The sequence below is a fragment of the Paraburkholderia sp. C35 genome (assembly GCF_003121405.1).
Lineage (GTDB): Bacteria > Pseudomonadota > Gammaproteobacteria > Burkholderiales > Burkholderiaceae > Paraburkholderia.
Map to the genome: position 1 here is coordinate 97,686 of NZ_QBUY01000005.1, position 16,698 is coordinate 114,383.

Annotated in this window: 16 protein-coding genes; 13 read left to right on the forward strand and 3 right to left on the reverse strand. The window is 59.0% G+C overall.

Annotation, left to right across the window (positions count from 1 at the left end):
• Positions 1–184 precede the first annotated feature (184 nt).
• Both DK391_RS04955 and DK391_RS45200 read left to right on the forward strand, forming a co-directional pair.
• Positions 185–1,195 (forward strand): LysR substrate-binding domain-containing protein, encoded by a 1,011-nt coding sequence (locus DK391_RS04955; protein WP_109476875.1) that lies wholly within the window; start codon positions 185–187, stop codon positions 1,193–1,195.
• Positions 1,196–1,557: 362 nt separating this feature from the next.
• A complete protein-coding gene (locus DK391_RS45200; protein ID WP_109476876.1) occupies positions 1,558–1,791 on the forward strand; it encodes a hypothetical protein in 234 nt (77 codons plus the stop codon).
• On the opposite strand, the gene DK391_RS04965 is transcribed toward DK391_RS45200, so the two are convergent.
• Entirely contained in the window at positions 1,788–3,539 is a 1,752-nt protein-coding gene (locus DK391_RS04965; RefSeq protein ID WP_109476983.1) for a sigma-54-dependent Fis family transcriptional regulator, read from the reverse strand. The two genes, DK391_RS45200 and DK391_RS04965, sit on opposite strands and share 4 nt — an antisense overlap.
• Positions 3,540–3,992: 453 nt before the next feature.
• Between DK391_RS04965 and DK391_RS04970 the strand changes: the two genes are divergently transcribed.
• The 11 genes from DK391_RS04970 (at position 3,993) to DK391_RS05020 (ending at position 15,410) form a co-directional block, all read left to right on the forward strand.
• Positions 3,993–4,262 carry a phenol hydroxylase subunit gene (locus DK391_RS04970; RefSeq protein ID WP_109476984.1) on the forward strand — a complete coding sequence of 90 codons (270 nt, stop codon included), beginning with the start codon at positions 3,993–3,995 and terminating at the stop codon, positions 4,260–4,262.
• Positions 4,263–4,285: 23 nt separating this feature from the next.
• A complete protein-coding gene (locus DK391_RS04975) occupies positions 4,286–5,293 on the forward strand; it encodes an aromatic/alkene monooxygenase hydroxylase subunit beta (RefSeq protein WP_109476877.1) in 1,008 nt (335 codons plus the stop codon).
• Positions 5,286–5,558 carry an MmoB/DmpM family protein gene (locus DK391_RS04980; RefSeq protein ID WP_109476878.1) on the forward strand — a complete coding sequence of 91 codons (273 nt, stop codon included), beginning with the start codon at positions 5,286–5,288 and terminating at the stop codon, positions 5,556–5,558. Before DK391_RS04975 ends, DK391_RS04980 begins: the two co-directional genes overlap by 8 nt.
• 25 nt (positions 5,559–5,583) lie before the next feature.
• Positions 5,584–7,173: an aromatic/alkene/methane monooxygenase hydroxylase/oxygenase subunit alpha gene (locus tag DK391_RS04985; RefSeq protein ID WP_109476879.1), complete on the forward strand. Its 1,590-nt coding sequence runs from the start codon at positions 5,584–5,586 to the stop codon at positions 7,171–7,173.
• 23 nt (positions 7,174–7,196) lie between these two features.
• A complete protein-coding gene (locus DK391_RS04990; RefSeq protein ID WP_109476880.1) occupies positions 7,197–7,559 on the forward strand; it encodes a phenol hydroxylase subunit P4 in 363 nt (120 codons plus the stop codon).
• A 15-nt stretch (positions 7,560–7,574) separates the two neighbouring features.
• Positions 7,575–8,639, forward strand: a complete 1,065-nt coding sequence (locus DK391_RS04995; protein WP_109476881.1) for a phenol 2-monooxygenase domain-containing protein — start codon at positions 7,575–7,577, stop codon at positions 8,637–8,639.
• A 282-nt stretch (positions 8,640–8,921) separates the two neighbouring features.
• A complete protein-coding gene (locus tag DK391_RS05000) occupies positions 8,922–10,067 on the forward strand; it encodes a helix-turn-helix domain-containing protein (protein WP_109476882.1) in 1,146 nt (381 codons plus the stop codon).
• Between the two features lie 87 nt (positions 10,068–10,154).
• Entirely contained in the window at positions 10,155–11,957 is a 1,803-nt protein-coding gene (locus tag DK391_RS05005; protein WP_109476883.1) for an NAD(P)/FAD-dependent oxidoreductase, read from the forward strand.
• 109 nt (positions 11,958–12,066) lie between these two features.
• On the forward strand, positions 12,067–12,930 hold the full coding sequence (locus DK391_RS05010; RefSeq protein ID WP_239482705.1) for an acetoin reductase: 864 nt from the start codon (positions 12,067–12,069) through the stop codon (positions 12,928–12,930).
• 182 nt (positions 12,931–13,112) lie between these two features.
• Positions 13,113–14,279 (forward strand): hypothetical protein, encoded by a 1,167-nt coding sequence (locus tag DK391_RS05015; protein ID WP_109476885.1) that lies wholly within the window; start codon positions 13,113–13,115, stop codon positions 14,277–14,279.
• 81 nt (positions 14,280–14,360) lie between these two features.
• Positions 14,361–15,410, forward strand: coding sequence for a 2,3-butanediol dehydrogenase (locus DK391_RS05020; protein ID WP_109476886.1), 1,050 nt, complete (start codon positions 14,361–14,363; stop codon positions 15,408–15,410).
• Positions 15,411–15,467: 57 nt separating this feature from the next.
• On the opposite strand, the gene DK391_RS05025 is transcribed toward DK391_RS05020, so the two are convergent.
• Both DK391_RS05025 and DK391_RS05030 read right to left on the reverse strand, forming a co-directional pair.
• Positions 15,468–16,172, reverse strand: coding sequence for a glutathione binding-like protein (locus tag DK391_RS05025; protein ID WP_109476887.1), 705 nt, complete (start codon positions 16,170–16,172; stop codon positions 15,468–15,470).
• Positions 16,173–16,323: 151 nt separating this feature from the next.
• A complete protein-coding gene (locus DK391_RS05030; protein ID WP_109476888.1) occupies positions 16,324–16,677 on the reverse strand; it encodes a helix-turn-helix domain-containing protein in 354 nt (117 codons plus the stop codon).
• Positions 16,678–16,698: the final 21 nt, after the last annotated feature.

Genomic DNA, 16,698 nt, shown 5'->3' on the forward strand with positions numbered 1-16,698 from the left:
TTCGATGTCGTTCAGGTCTGAAGCGTCGACGTTCAGGTCACTGCCTGTTTTCATAGGTTTATGTTCGCGCTTTCCCGCATCCGCGCAGCATGGATGCATGCTCAATTGTGTAGCGATCTGCGATACGATTCGATGAAAGATGAAGGTTGATCAATAACCGCACGGTAATGGATGAGAAACCGCGATGGCTGCAACGAAAAGACCGTCCGTATTGCTTCCCGACGTGGTGCCACCGGGCGCCGATCGCAGTCGTATCGAGCACTTGCCGCACGTGTTGCGCAGGCTGCGCATACGTGATCTGGAGACGCTCGACTGGCTAGGGCGGCATCGCAGCTTTGCGCGTACGGCCGAGGAGGCATCCATCACGCAGCCGGCGCTGTCGAAGTGGTTGCGCGAACTGGAGGACACACTGGGCCTGCCGTTGTTCGAGCGCACCTCGCGACGGGTTGCGCCCACGGCATACGGCGAAGCGATGCTCGAATGCGTCGCGCGCATCCTTACCGACCTGCACACGATCCAGCCCGCGTTCGATGCATTGAAACGCGGCACGAGCCTGCCGTTGAAGGTCGGCATGCTGCCGTATATTTCCATGCGCGTGCTGCCAGGTGTGATCGAGTACCTCGCAAGGCATGCGCCGACGCAGCAGATCAACTATTCGGAAAACACGCTCGACCATTTGCTGCCGCTCATGCAGCGCCGCGAACTCGATATGGTCGTGTGCCGGTTGGAATCGTCGGTGCTGACAGCGGGCTTTACGGTCACCGAGCTATATAGCGACGAGATTCTGGTTGTCGCGCCGAAAAGTCATCCGCTGCATCGGCACAGTCGTGTCACGTGGCGTGACGCAGCTGCATGGCCGTGGATCATGCCGTCGATGGGTTCTCCGATGCGAACCGCTCTCGAAGTGGAATTCGCGACTGCGGGCGTGCCCGCGCCGCACGTGCTGATGGAGTCGACCTCGCATCTGACCAACTGTGCGGTGGCGCGGCGCGTCCCGTGCCTGTTCGTCTCGACCCGCTTGCGGCGCGGCGAAACGGATCTGAATGGAGAACTGCGGCAGTTGCCGTTGAAGGTGTCGACCGCAGTGCAGCGCATCGGTGCGTTGACGGCCGAGCCGCGAAGCACGGCGGTGTCCGTGGTGCTGGCGGCGCTGCAGGCTGCTAGCCGGGAATCGGAATCAGCACAGGCTGAATGACGGAGTGGAAGGACACTTGAATCGCGAGCCGAGAGCAAGGGTTTTCCTTGATGTCCAATTGATCCAACCTGTCACCGATACGAAGTTGCGAATTTCACCTTTTCGTCGATTCCCATCGACCGCAGGGCTTCGCTTCGTGACCCAACCCATCGATTCGTGTGGCCTGAAAACGCGCTGTCTGCGCCATCAACTGATTCGGCTGCCTGCTGTCTGTGCATCCGGGCGATCCTGGCACATCCGTTGCCTTAAACGTAGCGAAGCACTCAGATTGCACGAAACCGTCGACTGACTGGTTTCGCAAGAATGAGGCAGAGGCGGTAACGCGCCCGCAATCGCGCGACGGAACGCAGTTGGAGCGAATCATGAATGTCGGTGGGATGTCCCTGCGTATGTTGGTCGAAAAATGGTTTGCGCCGACGTCGACCGCGCCAGCCCGTCTCGTGCGGTTTGGTCGCATGACGTCAGACCAAAGGCGTTACGTGTGCGTAGAGTCCGCCCGGCCAGATGGAACGCTCCTGATTTTCTTCTTCCGGCACGACGACGGCACGTGGCGCGTGTTTCCGCCTGCTGCACGGTGCGCAACCATGGGCACTTAAATCCGCAAGCCCCGACTCTTCAGGCGATAGACCAGCTGCGGCCGCGTAATGCCCAGCATCCGCGCCGCGGCCGACAGATTGCCATCGGCGCGTTGCACCGCACTCTTGAGAAGCGCGGTTTCAATGTCGTCGAGGGAAGTGGGTTGCGCATCGTCTCCGCCGATGCCGAGCAGCAGGCTGTTCACCTTTCGCGTTACCCGCTGGACCTCGTTGCCCTCTGTATCGCCCGACTGCGTCAGCAAAGTATTCGACGCCGCAAGCGAGCCATCGTCGCTGATGCCAAAGCTACTGGTTTCAATGCTTTCGCCGCTCGTAAAGAGATGGCCGATGTCGATTGCGCCGCCGTCATTGGCGAGAATTACACCGCGCTCGACGATGTTCTCCATCTCGCGGATATTGCCAGGCCAGCCATAATTGAGCAGGGCGTCCAGTGCGCGTGGTGTAAAGCCGGTGACGTCGCGTTGATGACGCTCGCGATACTTGCGCAGCATGTGATTGAGCAGCACGGGCAGGTCCTCGCGTCGTTCGCGCAACGATGGCACGCGAATCGGAAACACGTTCAGACGGAAGTACAGATCCTCGCGAAAGCGACCCGCGCGAATTTCATCGCGCAGATCGAGATTGGTCGCAGCGACGACTCGCACATCGATACGCTTGGTCTCCGTGCCGCCGACGCGCTCGATCTCGCCTTCCTGCAGCGCACGCAGGAGCTTGCCTTGCGCGGTCATGCTGAGAATACCGATCTCGTCGAGAAAGAGCGTGCCGCCGTGCGCGCGCTCGAAGCGTCCGGGACGGGACTGCGTCGCATCGGTGTAGCCCCCTTTGTCTACGCCAAAGAGTTCGGATTCGACCAACGCTTCGGGAATTGCCGCGCAATTGACCGCGACGAAGGGGCCGTCGCTGCGCGTGCTGATCCGATGCAGCGATCGCGCACACACTTCCTTGCCGACACCGCTCTCGCCAAGAAACAGCACAGTCGCTCGCGTGCTCGCGACGCGTTTGATCATATGACAAACGGCATTGAAGCCGGGCGATGCACCGACCATGTTCGCGTCGCCGAACGCGCCTTCGCTGCCGTGATCGACCTTGCCAGACGCAGATAAGCCTTGCGTGAAGGCCTGCGCCTGCATGAAGCGCAGATCGTCGGCGGCTTCATCGCCCCATTCCTCGACCGGCTTGCCGATGATGCGGCAATGCGCCTGGCCAAGTGCGCGGCACTCCACCTCGCGATAGAGAATCGGTCGGCCCATGAAAACGCTCGTATAACCCGCTGCATAGCCGAGCTGCGTCCAGCACACCGGTTCGGCACCGATGCCATAGATGCGCACGTGCTCTTCATCTTCCGCGCAGTTCTTCCAGATGAATTCGCCGTAGTACTTGCCGCGCTCCACATCGATTTCGAGCCGTACTGGCTCGACCACCGTCATCCCTTCGAGCATATGCAACTGCGGACCGACCGCGAACATTTCGGTGATGCTGTTCTCAGGACGCACGCGGCGCGCGAGTTCGGCATCGCGAGCGCCCGAGTTGTAGCCCATGCGCGTGAGCAGGCCGCGCGCGGCGTCGATTCCGAGGCTTTCGATCAGTTCGCGGCGCATCGAGCCCATTGCACCCGTGTGCATGAGCAGCATGCGCTGCTCATCGAGCCAGATGCGGCCATCGCCGGGAGAAAAGTGCAGACGCGACATCAGGTCCGCGATGTCGGGATAACGAAGGCTGTCGACGGGGGCGCCGTTGGGCGCGACCATCGACATGCCGTCCTGGGTGCTCGCGGACGCTTTCTCGCGGCGTGGCATTGCGGGTGTCTCCTGCTGTCTGGTCATAGTCATTGCGTCACGATAGGTGATCTGCGTGAGCGGCGCAACGCCAGGCCGTATGGTTGGCAGATGGCGTCAGCGGCGCTATCGGGGCGTTCCCTGATACGGAATTGATCAACGCGCAGCGCGCACTAGCCCACGCTTTTCGAGCATTTCATCAAACCGGTTGTGCGCATATCCGGGCCGCGATGCATGCGTCAGAAAACGAATCGATGTCGTCCAGGCCTCGTGGCGCAAGGGTCTCATGGCCTCGCGCCGCAATGATCGCTGTATCTGCAACTTTGCGTTGGCATAGGTGTTGCCTTATAGGGTGTGCACGCCGGTTCCCGATCGAATCATTCAATGACAACGCCGGCCATCAACACCAAACCCAAGGAGACAGCGATGCAACCGCCTGCTTACGCGCAGTCCCCGCGCACATTCGACGTCACCCGGCGCTACGTGCGCTTCAGGGAGCAGAGGGATGACGGCTTCGTCGAATTCGATTTCTCGATTGGCGACCCGGCGCTGAGCGTCGAACTGGTGATGCCGTTGCGCGACTTTCAGTCGTTCTGCCGCACGAATCACGTGATCTATCTGACACGTGACGAGGGCACACAACTCGACATTGATCAGGCCAAGTGGCGCTACGGGCAACCCGGACTCTCTGAATGACCATCCAGACAAAGGAGTGACGAATGCAGATCGATATCAAGACGACGGCAGTCGAGCAGGTACGGCAGACCTTCTCTCACGTCGCAAGACGGCTCGGTGCGGACAAGCCCGCGTCGCGCTACCAGGAAGCCACGTTCGACCTGCAGCCGGAGGTCAATTTTCACTATCGGCCGCTCTGGCAGCCCGAATTCGAACTCTATGACAAGGGCCGCACGGCCATCGTGATGAACGACTGGTATGCGTTCAAGGATCCGCGCCAGTACTACTACGGCGCCTATACGACAGCTCGTGCGAAGCAGCAGGACGCGATGGAGAAGAACTTCGAGTTCGTTGCGAAGCGACGCCTGCTCACGGATCTCTCCGATGAAGCGAAGGCGCATATCGCCGCGCTGATGGTGCCGTTGCGTCACGTCGAATGGGCCGCCAACACGAATAACTGCTTCGTGACGGGCTATGGCTGGGGCACGGCGATCACGCAGGCGACGATGTTCCATTGCATGGATCGGCTTGGCATTGCGCAGTACCTGTCGCGTATCGGGCTCGCGCTGGATGGCAATCAGGGCACGTCGCTGGTCGAAGGGAAGGAGAGATGGTTGAGCGATCCGATGTGGCAAGGACTGCGGCGTGTAGTCGAGAACACGATGGTCGTGAAAGACTGGTTCGAGACGTTTGTCGCGCAGAACCTGGTACTCGATGGTTTGTTGTATCCACTCGTGTATCGGCATGTCGACGAACGTGTGTCGCGATTGCATGGACCGGGTCTTGGCATGCTCAACGAGTTTGCCAGCAGCTGGTTCGATGAAACGAGCCGCTGGGTCGATGCGACCGTCAAGACGGCGGCAGCGGAATCGCCCGAGAACAAGGCGTTGCTTGGTCAGTGGGTCACGAAGTGGCGCACGGCAGTGCTCGATGCACTGGGGCCGCTCGCAATCGCGGGTCTCGGCGACGACGCGCATCACGCGCTCGAAGACATCGCAAACACCTTCGACGCACGCGTCGCGAAGCAGGGCGTGGAGGTGAGCCATGGCTGATTCCGTGTTCATCGCGTTTCAGGCCAACGACGATTCGCGGCCCATCATCGAGGCCATCGAAGCAGACAATCCGCACGCGGTGGTCAACGCATTTCCCGCGATGATCAAGATCGATGCCGTTGGCAAACTCGTGATCCGGCGTGCGTCGATTGAAGCGCTGATCGGCCGCGAGTTCGATTTGCGCGAACTGCAACTGAACCTGATTTCACTCGGCGGCAACATCGACGAGACCGACGACGAATTCATCCTCGAATGGAAAGCCTGAGCGGCGAGAGAAAGGAGACACGACCATGAGCACACAACCGGCAACGCCGAAGAAGCTGAGCATCAAGGAAAACTACGCGATGCTCACACGCGGTCTCGGCTGGGAAACCACCTATCAACCGATGGATGAAGTGTTCCCGTATGACCGTTTCGAAGGCATCAAGGTGCACGACTGGGACAAATGGGAAGACCCGTTCCGTTTAACGATGGATGCGTACTGGAAGTATCAGGGCGAGAAGGAGCGCAAGCTGTACGCGATCATCGACGCATTCCAGCAGAACAACGGTCAGTTCAATGTCACCGATCCGCGCTACATCAATGCACTCAAGCTCTTTCTGACAGGCGTGAGCCCGCTCGAATACGCAGCGCATCGCGGCTTCGCGCTTGCAGGGCGCAATTTCCGCGGCGCCGGCGCACGCATCGCCTGCCAGATGCAGGCTATCGACGAATTGCGCCATGCGCAGACGCAGGTACATACGATCAGCCACTACAACAAGTACTTCAACGGCTTTCACGATTTCCGGCATATGCACGACCGCGTGTGGTATCTGTCGGTGCCGAAGTCGTATTTCGAAGACGCGATGAGCGCGGGTCCGTTCGAGTTCGTGACGGCCATCTCGTTCTCGTTCGAATACGTGCTGACCAATCTGCTGTTCATGCCGTTCATGTCGGGTGCAGCGTTTAACGGCGACATGGCGACGGTCACGTTCGGCTTCTCCGCGCAGTCCGACGAATCGCGCCATATGACACTCGGACTCGAAGTCGTGAAGTTCCTGCTGGAGCAGGACCCGGGCAATGTGCCGATCATCCAGAAGTGGATCGACAAGTGGTTCTGGCGCGGCTATCGGCTGCTGACGCTGGTCGCGATGATGATGGACTACATGCTGCCCAAACGCATCATGTCGTGGCAGGAAGCGTGGGAAACGTACTTCGAGAAGAATGGCGGTGCACTGTTTCATGACCTCGAACGCTATGGCATCCGTATGCCGAAGTATCACGAAGTGGCAATGAAGGAGAAAGATCGTCTTTCGCATCAGGCATGGGGCATTTTCTACAACTATACGCACGCAGCGGCGATGCATACGTGGATTCCATCCGACGATGAAATGCAGTGGCTCGCCGAGAAGTATCCGGCCACGTTCGACTCGCTGTATCGGCCGCGCCTCGAATACTGGCGCGAAGAACAGCAGGCGGGTCGCAGGTTCTACAACATGACGCTGCCGATGCTGTGCCAGATCTGCCAGATTCCGATGGCTTTCACCGAGCCCGACGATCCGACGAAAATCTGTTACCGCGAGAGCGACTATCTCGGCAACAAATTTCACTTCTGTTCCGACGGCTGCAAGGACATCTTCGACAACGAACCTGAGAAGTACGTACAGGCCTGGATGCCCGTGCAGCAGATCTTTCAGGGCAACTGCTTTCCCGAAGATGCCGATCCGGGCGCACCCGATTTCGAACCGATGCAGGAAGTGCTGCGGTACTACCACATCAAGGTGGGCGAAGACGGTCACGAGTTCGAAGACTCGCCCGATCGCAAGAACTGGCTGCGCTGGACAGGCAAACCGAGCCACGGCGGCGAAGAAGCGCCCGAGGCAAGCCAGAAAGCCGCTTAAGCACAGAACATTGGAGACACATCATGTCAGTTGTTGCGCTCAAGGAAGGCTATACGGGCGAGATCAGGGACCGTGTAGAGAATTATCACGGCAAGCAGTTGCTGTTCGTCGGTTGGGAAGATCATCTGATGTTCTGCGCGCCGCATTGCATTCCCGTTGAAGCGGCCATGCCGTTCGGCACACTCATCGACACGGTGTTGCCAGCGATGTACGCGTCACATCCCGACTGGCAGAAGGTCGATATCCGCGCTGCCGAGTGGTTCCGCTCGGGGCAGCCGTTCGCGCCAGATTTCAATGCTAGCGTCGGCGAGAACGGGCTTGGTCACAAGGCGGTGATCCGGTGTCGCACGCCGGGGCTGAACGGTATCGACGGATCGCGCAACTAGAAGGGAGACGATGCGATGAGCTACCAACTGACCATCGAGCCGATTGGACAGACGATCGAGATCGAGGAAGATCAGACCCTGCTCGATGCGTGCATGCGCGCGGGCGTGTGGTTGCCGCATGCATGCTGTCACGGCTTGTGCGCGACCTGCAAGGTGCAGGTGCTGGATGGCGAGATCGAGCACGGACAGGCATCGCCATTTGCGTTGATGGACTTCGAGCGCGACGAGCGCAAGTGCCTTGCCTGTTGCGCGACGGCGCAATCGGACCTGACGATCGAAGCGGACATCGACGAAGACGACGACGCGCAGCATTTTCCCGTGCGCGATTACACCGGCCGCGTGAAGGAGATGGTGGACCTGACGCCCACGATCAAGGGCATTTTCGTCGAACTGGAAGGCGACGGCATCGAGTTCCAGGCGGGCCAGTATGTGAACGTGCATATTCCGGGTGAGAATATGCCGCGCGCGTTCTCGCTTGCGGATAAACCGGCTTCGCGCACGCTGATCGAGTTGAACGTGCGACGTGTGCCGGGTGGAAAAGGCACAGGCTATCTTCACGACGAAATAAGATCGGGCGACGAGATTCGCTTTAGCGGCCCGTACGGGCGCTTCTTCGTGCGCAAGTCGGACCCGCAGCCGGTGATCCTGATTGCAGGCGGATCAGGATTGTCGAGCCCGAAGTCGATGCTGATCGATTTGCTCGAAGAAAACGACGCGCGGCAAATCACGCTGGTGTATGGCGCGCGTAATCTTTCAGAACTCTACTATCACGAGCTCTTCCTGCAACTCAAAAGCCGGCACGAGAACTTTACCTACGTGCCTGCGCTGTCCGATGAACCGGGGGAGTCAGCGTGGGAAGGCTTTCGCGGCTATGTGCATGATGCAGCGAAGGCGCATTTCGACGGCCTGTTTCGCGGGCATAAGGCGTATCTTTGTGGGCCGCCGGTGATGATCGAAGCAGCCATCCGCACGCTCATGCAAGGGCAACTTTTCGAGCGCGACATTTATACGGAGAAGTTTCTCACCAGCGCAGACGGAGCGGAGGCACTCGCGAAGAGTCCGCTGTTCAGGTCGATTTGAACCTTCTTTGCCGATACGGCTGGAAGCGCGGCCGTGTGACACTGGGTGCACAGTGGCGCTCAGTGCTCGCACGGTCGATGCAGTGGTGACTCGTTCAAAGGCATCCGCGTGAGAGCGGCGGGCCGGGCCTGTCGACTGAGACGAACGTCTCAATGACATCGATGGTGCATTGCAGTGTGATCTCCGCGAACACGCGTGGTACAACGCAATAACCAACGAAGTATCGATGCGTCGCGCAGTGACGCGATGGGCGCGACGCCATCGGACCGCCGGAGACACGACATGCCCTATGTTCCGCAGACTCGACATATCGAACGCGTGCGCAATGCGATCGAAGCGCGTACGTTGCGCCCGGGCGAGAGTGCATCGCCGCGACTCATCTCGTCGTACCGGCGCTCGCTCGAGCAATATCACCTCGATCCAGGTGCCACGATTGGGCCCCGTATCCTCACCACGACGGAGCTACGCGACGTGCGGCAACGCGAGGAACCGGTGCTGCGCGCATCAGGGCAGTGTCTGTCGCAACTGCATGAAATGGTGCGCGAAGCCGACTACTGCGTGATGCTGACCGATGCGGCGGGCGTGACAATCGACTATCGCGTCGACCCTGACCGGCGCAATGTGTTCAAGCGCGCAGGCCTGTACCCCGGTTCGTGCTGGTCCGAGCGTGAGGAAGGCACCTGCGGCGTCGCCACCGTGCTGCTCGACCGCGAACCCATCACCGTGCACAAGGTCGACCACTTTCGCGCCGCATTCACTACGCTGACGTGCAGCGCGTCGCCGATCTTCGGCCTTTCCGGCGAACTGATCGGCGTGCTGGACGCATCGGCTGTACGCTCACCGGACGACCGCGACAGCCAGCGCCTCGTGAACCATATCGTGCGGCAAAGCGCGGTGCTCATCGAAAACAGCTATTTTCTGCATGGCACCACGCACCGCTGGGTGATACTCGCGCATCGCAATCGGCACTTCGTGGAAACGCAGCCCGAGATTCTGATTGCCTTCGACGAGCGTGGCCACGCGGTTGCCGCGAATCGCCGGGCGAAGGAATGCGTGCCGGGACTCGAGCACATGCCGTGCGACGTGTCCGAACTCTTCGATATTCGCGCCTTACGGCTTCTCGATGCCCGCATGGGCTACGACTTCATCACGTTGCGGCTCGCAGGGAGCGGCGAGCCGCTTTTTGCGCGGGTACGCCCGCCGGTCCTTCATGCGTCGCATCACAGACATGGCGCAGTAGACGCCGCCGTCAGTTCCCTTCCGGCGCCAACAGGTGAAACCGATACGAACGAACGTCGACGGATCGTCAATGCGCTGACGACGGCCAAATGGCATCCCGTCGAAGCAGCGAAGCTCCTCGGCATATCGCGGGCGACGCTCTACCGGCGCATCGCAAAGCACAACATCGTCCCGCCACACCGACGCTGATCACGCCGCACTTGTGGCCCCATTCCAAGGGGCCACAACCCGCCTTTAGCACTGTATTGACCATCCGTTTTTTATGGAGGAGTAACCGTGGCCGAAGTCAATTCCAGATCCAACGTAGCAGACGTGCTCGAACGCCTGAACACCGCGCTCGCGAAGCGGGACATTCCCGCCGTCGTCGAACTGTTCCAGCCTGATTGTTACTGGCGCGACCTCGTGAGTTTCACCTGGAACATCAAGACCATGGAAGGGCGTGAACAGATTGCCGCGATGCTGGAAGCGCAACTGGATAGCGCAGATGCGTCGAACTTCCGCGTCGCCGCCGGTGAACCCGAAACCGAAGCAGATGGACTCGCGCAGGCGTGGATCACGTTCGAGACGGGCGTTGCGCGCGGCAATGGTTTCATCCGCCTGAAGAACGGTCGTATCTGGACGCTGCTCACCGTGATGAGCGAACTGAAGGGCCACGAAGAACCGAAGAATGCCAGGCGTCCGATGGGCGCGGAGCACGGCGCGCGCACGGACCGGACAAGCTGGAAGGAACGTCGCGAGCATGAAAATGAAACACTGGGCGTGACGACGCAGCCGTATTGTTTGATTGTCGGTGGCGGGCAGGGCGGCATCGCGCTCGGTGCGCGCTTGAGGCAACTGAACGTGCCGACCATCATCATCGACAAGAACGACAAGCCGGGCGATGCATGGCGCAAGCGCTACAAGACGCTGTGCCTGCACGATCCCGTCTGGTACGACCACATGCCGTATCTGCCATTTCCCGACAACTGGCCGGTTTTTACACCGAAGGACAAAGTCGGCGACTGGCTGGAGATGTACACGAAGGTGATGGAGCTGAACTACTGGAGCGCCACCACCTGCAAATCGGCCCGCTATGACGAGACCGCGAAAGAATGGGTGGTCGAAGTCGAGCGCGGTGGCGAAACGCTCACGCTGCGTCCCAAACAGCTCGTGCTTGCGACGGGCATGTCGGGCAAGGCGAACATTCCCGCATTCAAGGGGCAGGATGTATTCGAGGGCGAGCAGCACCATTCATCGCAGCATCCGGGACCGGACGCGTATCGCGGCAAGAAAGTCGTGGTGATCGGCGCGAATAATTCGTCGCACGACATCTGCGGCGCGCTATGGGAAGCGGGCGTGGACGTCACCATGGTGCAGCGCTCGTCGACGCATATCGTGAAGTCGGAATCGCTGATGGAGCATGCACTCGGCGATCTTTATTCGGAGCGTGCGGTTGCCTCGGGCATGACGACATGGAAAGCCGACATGACGTTCGCGTCGTTGCCGTACAAGATCCTTCACGAGTTCCAGATTCCCGTCTACGAGAGGATCCGTGAACTCGACTCCGGGTTTTATGCACGTCTCGAACGCGCGGGCTTCATGCTCGATTTTGGCGACGATGGCTCGGGTCTCTTCATGAAGTATCTGCGGCGCGGCTCGGGCTATTACATCGATGTCGGCGCGTCCGACCTCGTCGCCGACGGCAAGATCAAGCTGAAAAGCCGCGTCGACGTGGTGGAGCTGAAAGCGCGTTCGGTACTGCTGTCGGACGGCACCGAGTTGCCAGCGGACCTCGTTGTCTATGCAACGGGTTATGGATCGATGAACGGCTGGGCCGCCGATCTGATCTCTCGCGAAGTGGCCGACAAGGTGGGTAAGGTGTGGGGCCTCGGCTCAGCGACGACGAAGGACCCAGGTCCGTGGGAAGGGGAGCAGCGCAACATGTGGAAGCCGACGCAACAGGAAGCGCTGTGGTTTCACGGCGGCAATCTGCATCAGTCGCGTCATTACTCACAGTATCTGTCACTGCAACTGAAAGCACGTATGGAAGGTATTCCGACGCCGGTATTCGGGCTGCAGGAAGTGCATCACCTGTCGTAAGGCGATGCCGACGTCTGACATTGAACGCAGGTCACGGCGTTCAAGCGAGCTTGCATAACAATTCTTTCATGGGGCGACCGGCATGGCGGAACAGCAGTGAGTTCTGCGCATGCCGAAAGCAACGGTCCGGCAGTCCTTTTCTGTTGAAGCTGACAAATCGGGCTGCCGGTTCAAACTTCTCGAAGGAAATGCGATGACTATTCATACGAAGGTGGCGCTCGTCACCGGTGCCGGACAAGGTATCGGCCGTGGTATTGCAGTGCGCCTCGCGAAGGATGGCGCCGACCTTGCGCTGGTCGACATCCATGCGGAGAAATTGCAGGCAGTTGCAGGCGAGATTCGCGATCTAGGCCGACGGGTCACCACTTACGTGGCTGACGTGTCGAAGCGCGACGACATTTATGCCGCAGTCGATCACGCGGAAAAAGAACTGGGGAGCCTCGACATCATGGTCAACATCGCAGGCATCGCTCAGGTACAGGCGATTCTCGATGTCACGCCGGCCGAGGTCGAGCGGATTCTGAAAGTCAACGTCGAAGGCGTGTTGTGGGGTATTCAGGCTGCCGCGAAGAAATTCAAGGCGCTTAAAAAGAAGGGAAAAATCATCAATGCGGCTTCGATCGCGGGTCATGATGCGTTCGCGCTGCTGGGCGTCTATTGCGCAACGAAGTTCGCGGTTCGAGCGTTGACGCAAGCGGCGGCGAGAGAACTGGCGAGTGATGGGATCACGGTCAACGCCTATTGTCCGGGTGTGGTCGGAACGGACATGTGGGTGGAGATAGACAGGCGCATGGCGGAAATAACTGGCGTGCCCGTCGGCGAAACCTACAAGAAGTATGTCGAGGGGATCGCGCTGGGTCGTGCGGAAACACCCGACGATGTGGCCGGGCTCGTGTCCTACCTCGCGGGCCCTGACTCCGATTACATGACCGGACAGGCACCGTTGATCGACGGAGGACTGGTCTACCGATAGCGCACTGGCGGTCTCGTAACTGGCCGGATCGTCCCGTCTCCGGCCGACGTCCGTTCACTCCATAGCGCCGCGTCGATCGACGCGGCTGGGGCTCTTTACGTCCGATTTCCACGCGTGCGACTGATTGTCGTAATGCCAGCGCGCCACTCGATCGGGCTCTTATCGTATTGGATACGCCGATCATGGAACCCACCAGTTCGAACATGGCTGCGCAAGAGGAACTTTCTTCTGCGCCAGCGGGATTCGTCCTCAATCCATTTGCGTTCTCGGTTGCTGTGTTTGTGGTTGTGCACGTCATCAGCCTGTGTATATGGCGTCTTTTCGTCGACGCCAAACTGGCCGTCTGGAAGTACTCGCCGCAGCCCTTTGGCATGTATCTGTTCTGGGGCATCCTGGTGCTTGTCTTTATCGGGTTTAACTTCGGCATGGCGGGTTTTTCTGCATTCAGACAACCTGTCCGGGGATGTATCGCGACAGTCGCTACCATCGCACTTGCATTCCTTTTGCCGGGTGTACTCGTTTATGGCTATGGCGCGTTGGACCCGACATTTACCGCAGTGGGCGGTGCTGGGTACGGTGCGACCGGCCTTATCGTGCTGATCGGCTTTTACGGATTCGGCATCCTGGCGACGGGCATGTCGGGATGGCCGTGGTCCGATAGCGGCGTGAAGCCGGTCGCAGGCAGCGTTGCGCAATTGGCGAGCGGTTGTTGCCTCACAGGACTCGGCTATTTCTTGCTCATATACCCGAACCTGACGACAACTTCTTCACCGCACGCACCGCTGCTTACCTTGCCCGTCGCGATCGGCTGGTTCTATTCCGTTATCGTCGCGTGGCTAACCACATACCTTATTTTCGACAACTGGCCATGGAGCATGCTAGGACGGAAAAGCCACACGGCGCTTGCAGCACTGGCAGGCAATTTCGTACTGGGAACAGCACTCTATTCAATCCATCTCGCGTTGCTCAAGTGGGCTCTCATGCCATCGAGCGCGATCGAAAAGCTCGGCACATCACTCCCAGTCTGGCCCGCGCAATTGGGTGTCTGGATTGCTTTCTGGCTGATCTTCTGGGTCAACGTCGCAGGAAACTGGCCGAACCGGTTCAGCATGTTCACGAACCGGGTAATTCGCGCATCGGTTTGTTGGGGATTGGGTTTGATTTCTTTTGAAATCTATACCCGATGGTTCGCCGTTTCCGTACTGCATGAAGCGGAAATCGTACCGGGCTTTGGTGGCGATCCGCTTACCTGGGTCGATCTTCTCAACTTCGTGATGCTGATTTATGTCGTCTACTTCGAATTCTATGGTCTTTCGAGAAAGAAGACCGTGAATGACATGGCTGCCTGATCTTCACCCATCTTTGGGTAACGAGCGTTGCATGATGAACTGCGACGTGAATTCTGTATTTAACAGAAGGAGTCGTTCACTATGAAAGCTGCTGTTTACTACGGTAATCGCCAGATCACCATTGACGATGTTCCCGAGCCGTCTCCATCGAAAGGCGAAGTGAAGATCAAGGTAAGTCGAAACGGCATCTGTGGCACCGACATTCACGAATACTTCGACGGTCCAGTCCTGATTCCAAAGACTGAGCCGCATCCACTTACGGGGAGAACGTTGCCGGTCGTGATCGGGCATGAGTTCTCTGGAACTGTCGTCGAGGTCGGGCCTGACGTCACGGGCATACGGGAAGGAGATAACGTCGCGATCGAACCGGTTATTCGTTGCGGCACGTGCAGGCCGTGCCGATCCGGATTCTATAACGTGTGCAGTTGCGTGGGCTTCCAGGGACTTTCATCCGATGGCGGCATGGCGGAATATGCAGTCGTACCGGGTCACATGGTTCACAAGCTTCCCGGGAACGTGCCTGTCGAGATGGGCGCACTGGTTGAGCCGATGGCGGTCGCCTATCACGCCGCTACGCTTGGAGACGTGAACGACGAGAGTCGAACGCTGATCTTCGGCGCGGGTCCGATCGGCATTGGCCTGTGGTTCGCATTGCGCGGGATGGGCGTAACCGAGATCGACGTTGTCGAACCTTCGGCGACCCGGCGCAAGGCGATCGAAGGACTAGGCGCACGCACGATCGATCCCACGAGCGTCGACGTGCCGACGCTTATCGCCGATAGAACCAACGGTGAAGGCGTCGATGCAGCGTACGACGCCGCAGGTGTTCCCGCAGCTGTTGCGACCGCGCTGAAATCGCTCGGCGAACATCGGACACTCGTGAGTGTTGCGATCTACGACAAACCGATGCTGACACCGTTACTCGAGACCGTTATGCGTGAGCGGCGCATACAGGGCACGCTCTGCTACACAGGCAAGGACTATAAGAGCGTGATCGACCTGATGGAGCGCGGACATTATCGGACCACAGGCTGGGTGGAAACGGTGCCGCTGGAAAATGTGCTCGCAGACGGTTTCGAGGAACTGCGAGCGGGGCGAAAAATGAAAGTACTGGTTGATCCAGCACAATAGAAGTCAGTCACGCAAGGGCGAACGCTTCACTGTCCCCCTTGCGATGCCACTTTCTCATCAAGCCGTTTGCTTTTGCAGCGCAAACAGTTGTTTGCGCTGCTCATCGGTCATTTGTGAGGGGCGCACCGCCTCTGCCAACGTGTATGCGCGTTTGACGGCTGGCCGATTCTCAATGCGCTTGAGCCATCGCGCGACATGCGGGAAGTCGTCGATGGAGATGCCTTGCTTTGCATACTGAAGCACCCACGGATAAGCCGCCATGTCAGCAATCGAATACTCATTCGCGATGTATTCACGGTCGGCCAGTTGCTTGTTCAGTACATTGTAGAGGCGCGTCGTTTCTTTGGTGAACCGGTCGATCGCCAGCCGCACCGGTTCGGATGCGTAGTGACGGAAAAACACCGTTTGACCCAGAATCGGGCCGAGACCGCCCATCTGCCAGAACAACCACTGCAGAACCTCAATCCGGCCTTGCGGATTGGCAGGAATGAACTGGCCGGTCTTTTCTGCGAGATGCAGCAAGATGGCACCCGACTCGAAAACCGACGCATCGAGCTGACGGTCGACGATAGCGGGCATCCGGTTGTTTGGCGAAATCTTTTCGAACGCTGGAGCAAACTGCATCCCTTTGCTGATATCGATGGGATGCACCCGATAACTCACCTGCGCCTCTTCGAGGAAGATGGCAACCTTCTGCCCGTTGGGGGTTGGCCAATAATAGAAGTCGATGTCGGACGGGTGGGTGTGCGCTGCGGTTGCCATGAGGTGCCTCGCCGGTTGAATTCGGAATCACGTCGTTCGTGATTGATGGCGCCGAGTATGTGCGCTTGCCTGAATTCCAGAAACGGGACACAGCAGAAGACAGCATTCTCGTAACAAGAACACTGAGACGCGGGCGCTATTCCACCCAATGTCAGGCAGCAGCCGACTGTGCTTCCTCTTGCAACGCGGTAATCCTCAGACGGTTTTCATCGCCCCAGGCGCAAAGCGGTTTCAACGCCTTCGCCAACGAATGACCAAATGGGGTCATTTCGTAATCCACCTTAGGCGGAACTGTCTGATAGTCCCGGCGAGTGACGACGCCATCGTCAGCAAGCTCCCGCAATTGCTGGATCAGGACCTTTTCGCTGATGCCCGTCACGAGCCGCTTCAACTCGCCAAAGCGACGGGGGCCATGGGCGAGATGAAAGAGCACCAACGGTTTCCACTTCCCGCCGATCACCGTCAACGCCACCTCTAATCCGCAACTGTCCGAACGCAGTTCCATCAAACAACCTCACACTTACCT

Bases quoted from the DNA above. Each gene is read 5' to 3' on its own strand.
- DK391_RS04955 (WP_109476875.1), top strand. From the start codon at position 185: ATGGCTGCAACGAAAAGACCGTCCGTATTGCTTCCCGACGTGGTGCCA.
- DK391_RS45200 (WP_109476876.1), top strand. From the start codon at position 1,558: ATGAATGTCGGTGGGATGTCCCTGCGTATGTTGGTCGAAAAATGGTTT.
- DK391_RS04965 (WP_109476983.1), bottom strand. From the start codon at position 3,539: ATGGTCGCGCCCAACGGCGCCCCCGTCGACAGCCTTCGTTATCCCGAC.
- DK391_RS04970 (WP_109476984.1), top strand. From the start codon at position 3,993: ATGCAACCGCCTGCTTACGCGCAGTCCCCGCGCACATTCGACGTCACC.
- DK391_RS04975 (WP_109476877.1), top strand. From the start codon at position 4,286: ATGCAGATCGATATCAAGACGACGGCAGTCGAGCAGGTACGGCAGACC.
- DK391_RS04980 (WP_109476878.1), top strand. From the start codon at position 5,286: ATGGCTGATTCCGTGTTCATCGCGTTTCAGGCCAACGACGATTCGCGG.
- DK391_RS04985 (WP_109476879.1), top strand. From the start codon at position 5,584: ATGAGCACACAACCGGCAACGCCGAAGAAGCTGAGCATCAAGGAAAAC.
- DK391_RS04990 (WP_109476880.1), top strand. From the start codon at position 7,197: ATGTCAGTTGTTGCGCTCAAGGAAGGCTATACGGGCGAGATCAGGGAC.
- DK391_RS04995 (WP_109476881.1), top strand. From the start codon at position 7,575: ATGAGCTACCAACTGACCATCGAGCCGATTGGACAGACGATCGAGATC.
- DK391_RS05000 (WP_109476882.1), top strand. From the start codon at position 8,922: ATGCCCTATGTTCCGCAGACTCGACATATCGAACGCGTGCGCAATGCG.
- DK391_RS05010 (WP_239482705.1), top strand. From the start codon at position 12,067: ATGCCGAAAGCAACGGTCCGGCAGTCCTTTTCTGTTGAAGCTGACAAA.
- DK391_RS05015 (WP_109476885.1), top strand. From the start codon at position 13,113: ATGGAACCCACCAGTTCGAACATGGCTGCGCAAGAGGAACTTTCTTCT.
- DK391_RS05020 (WP_109476886.1), top strand. From the start codon at position 14,361: ATGAAAGCTGCTGTTTACTACGGTAATCGCCAGATCACCATTGACGAT.
- DK391_RS05025 (WP_109476887.1), bottom strand. From the start codon at position 16,172: ATGGCAACCGCAGCGCACACCCACCCGTCCGACATCGACTTCTATTAT.
- DK391_RS05030 (WP_109476888.1), bottom strand. From the start codon at position 16,677: ATGGAACTGCGTTCGGACAGTTGCGGATTAGAGGTGGCGTTGACGGTG.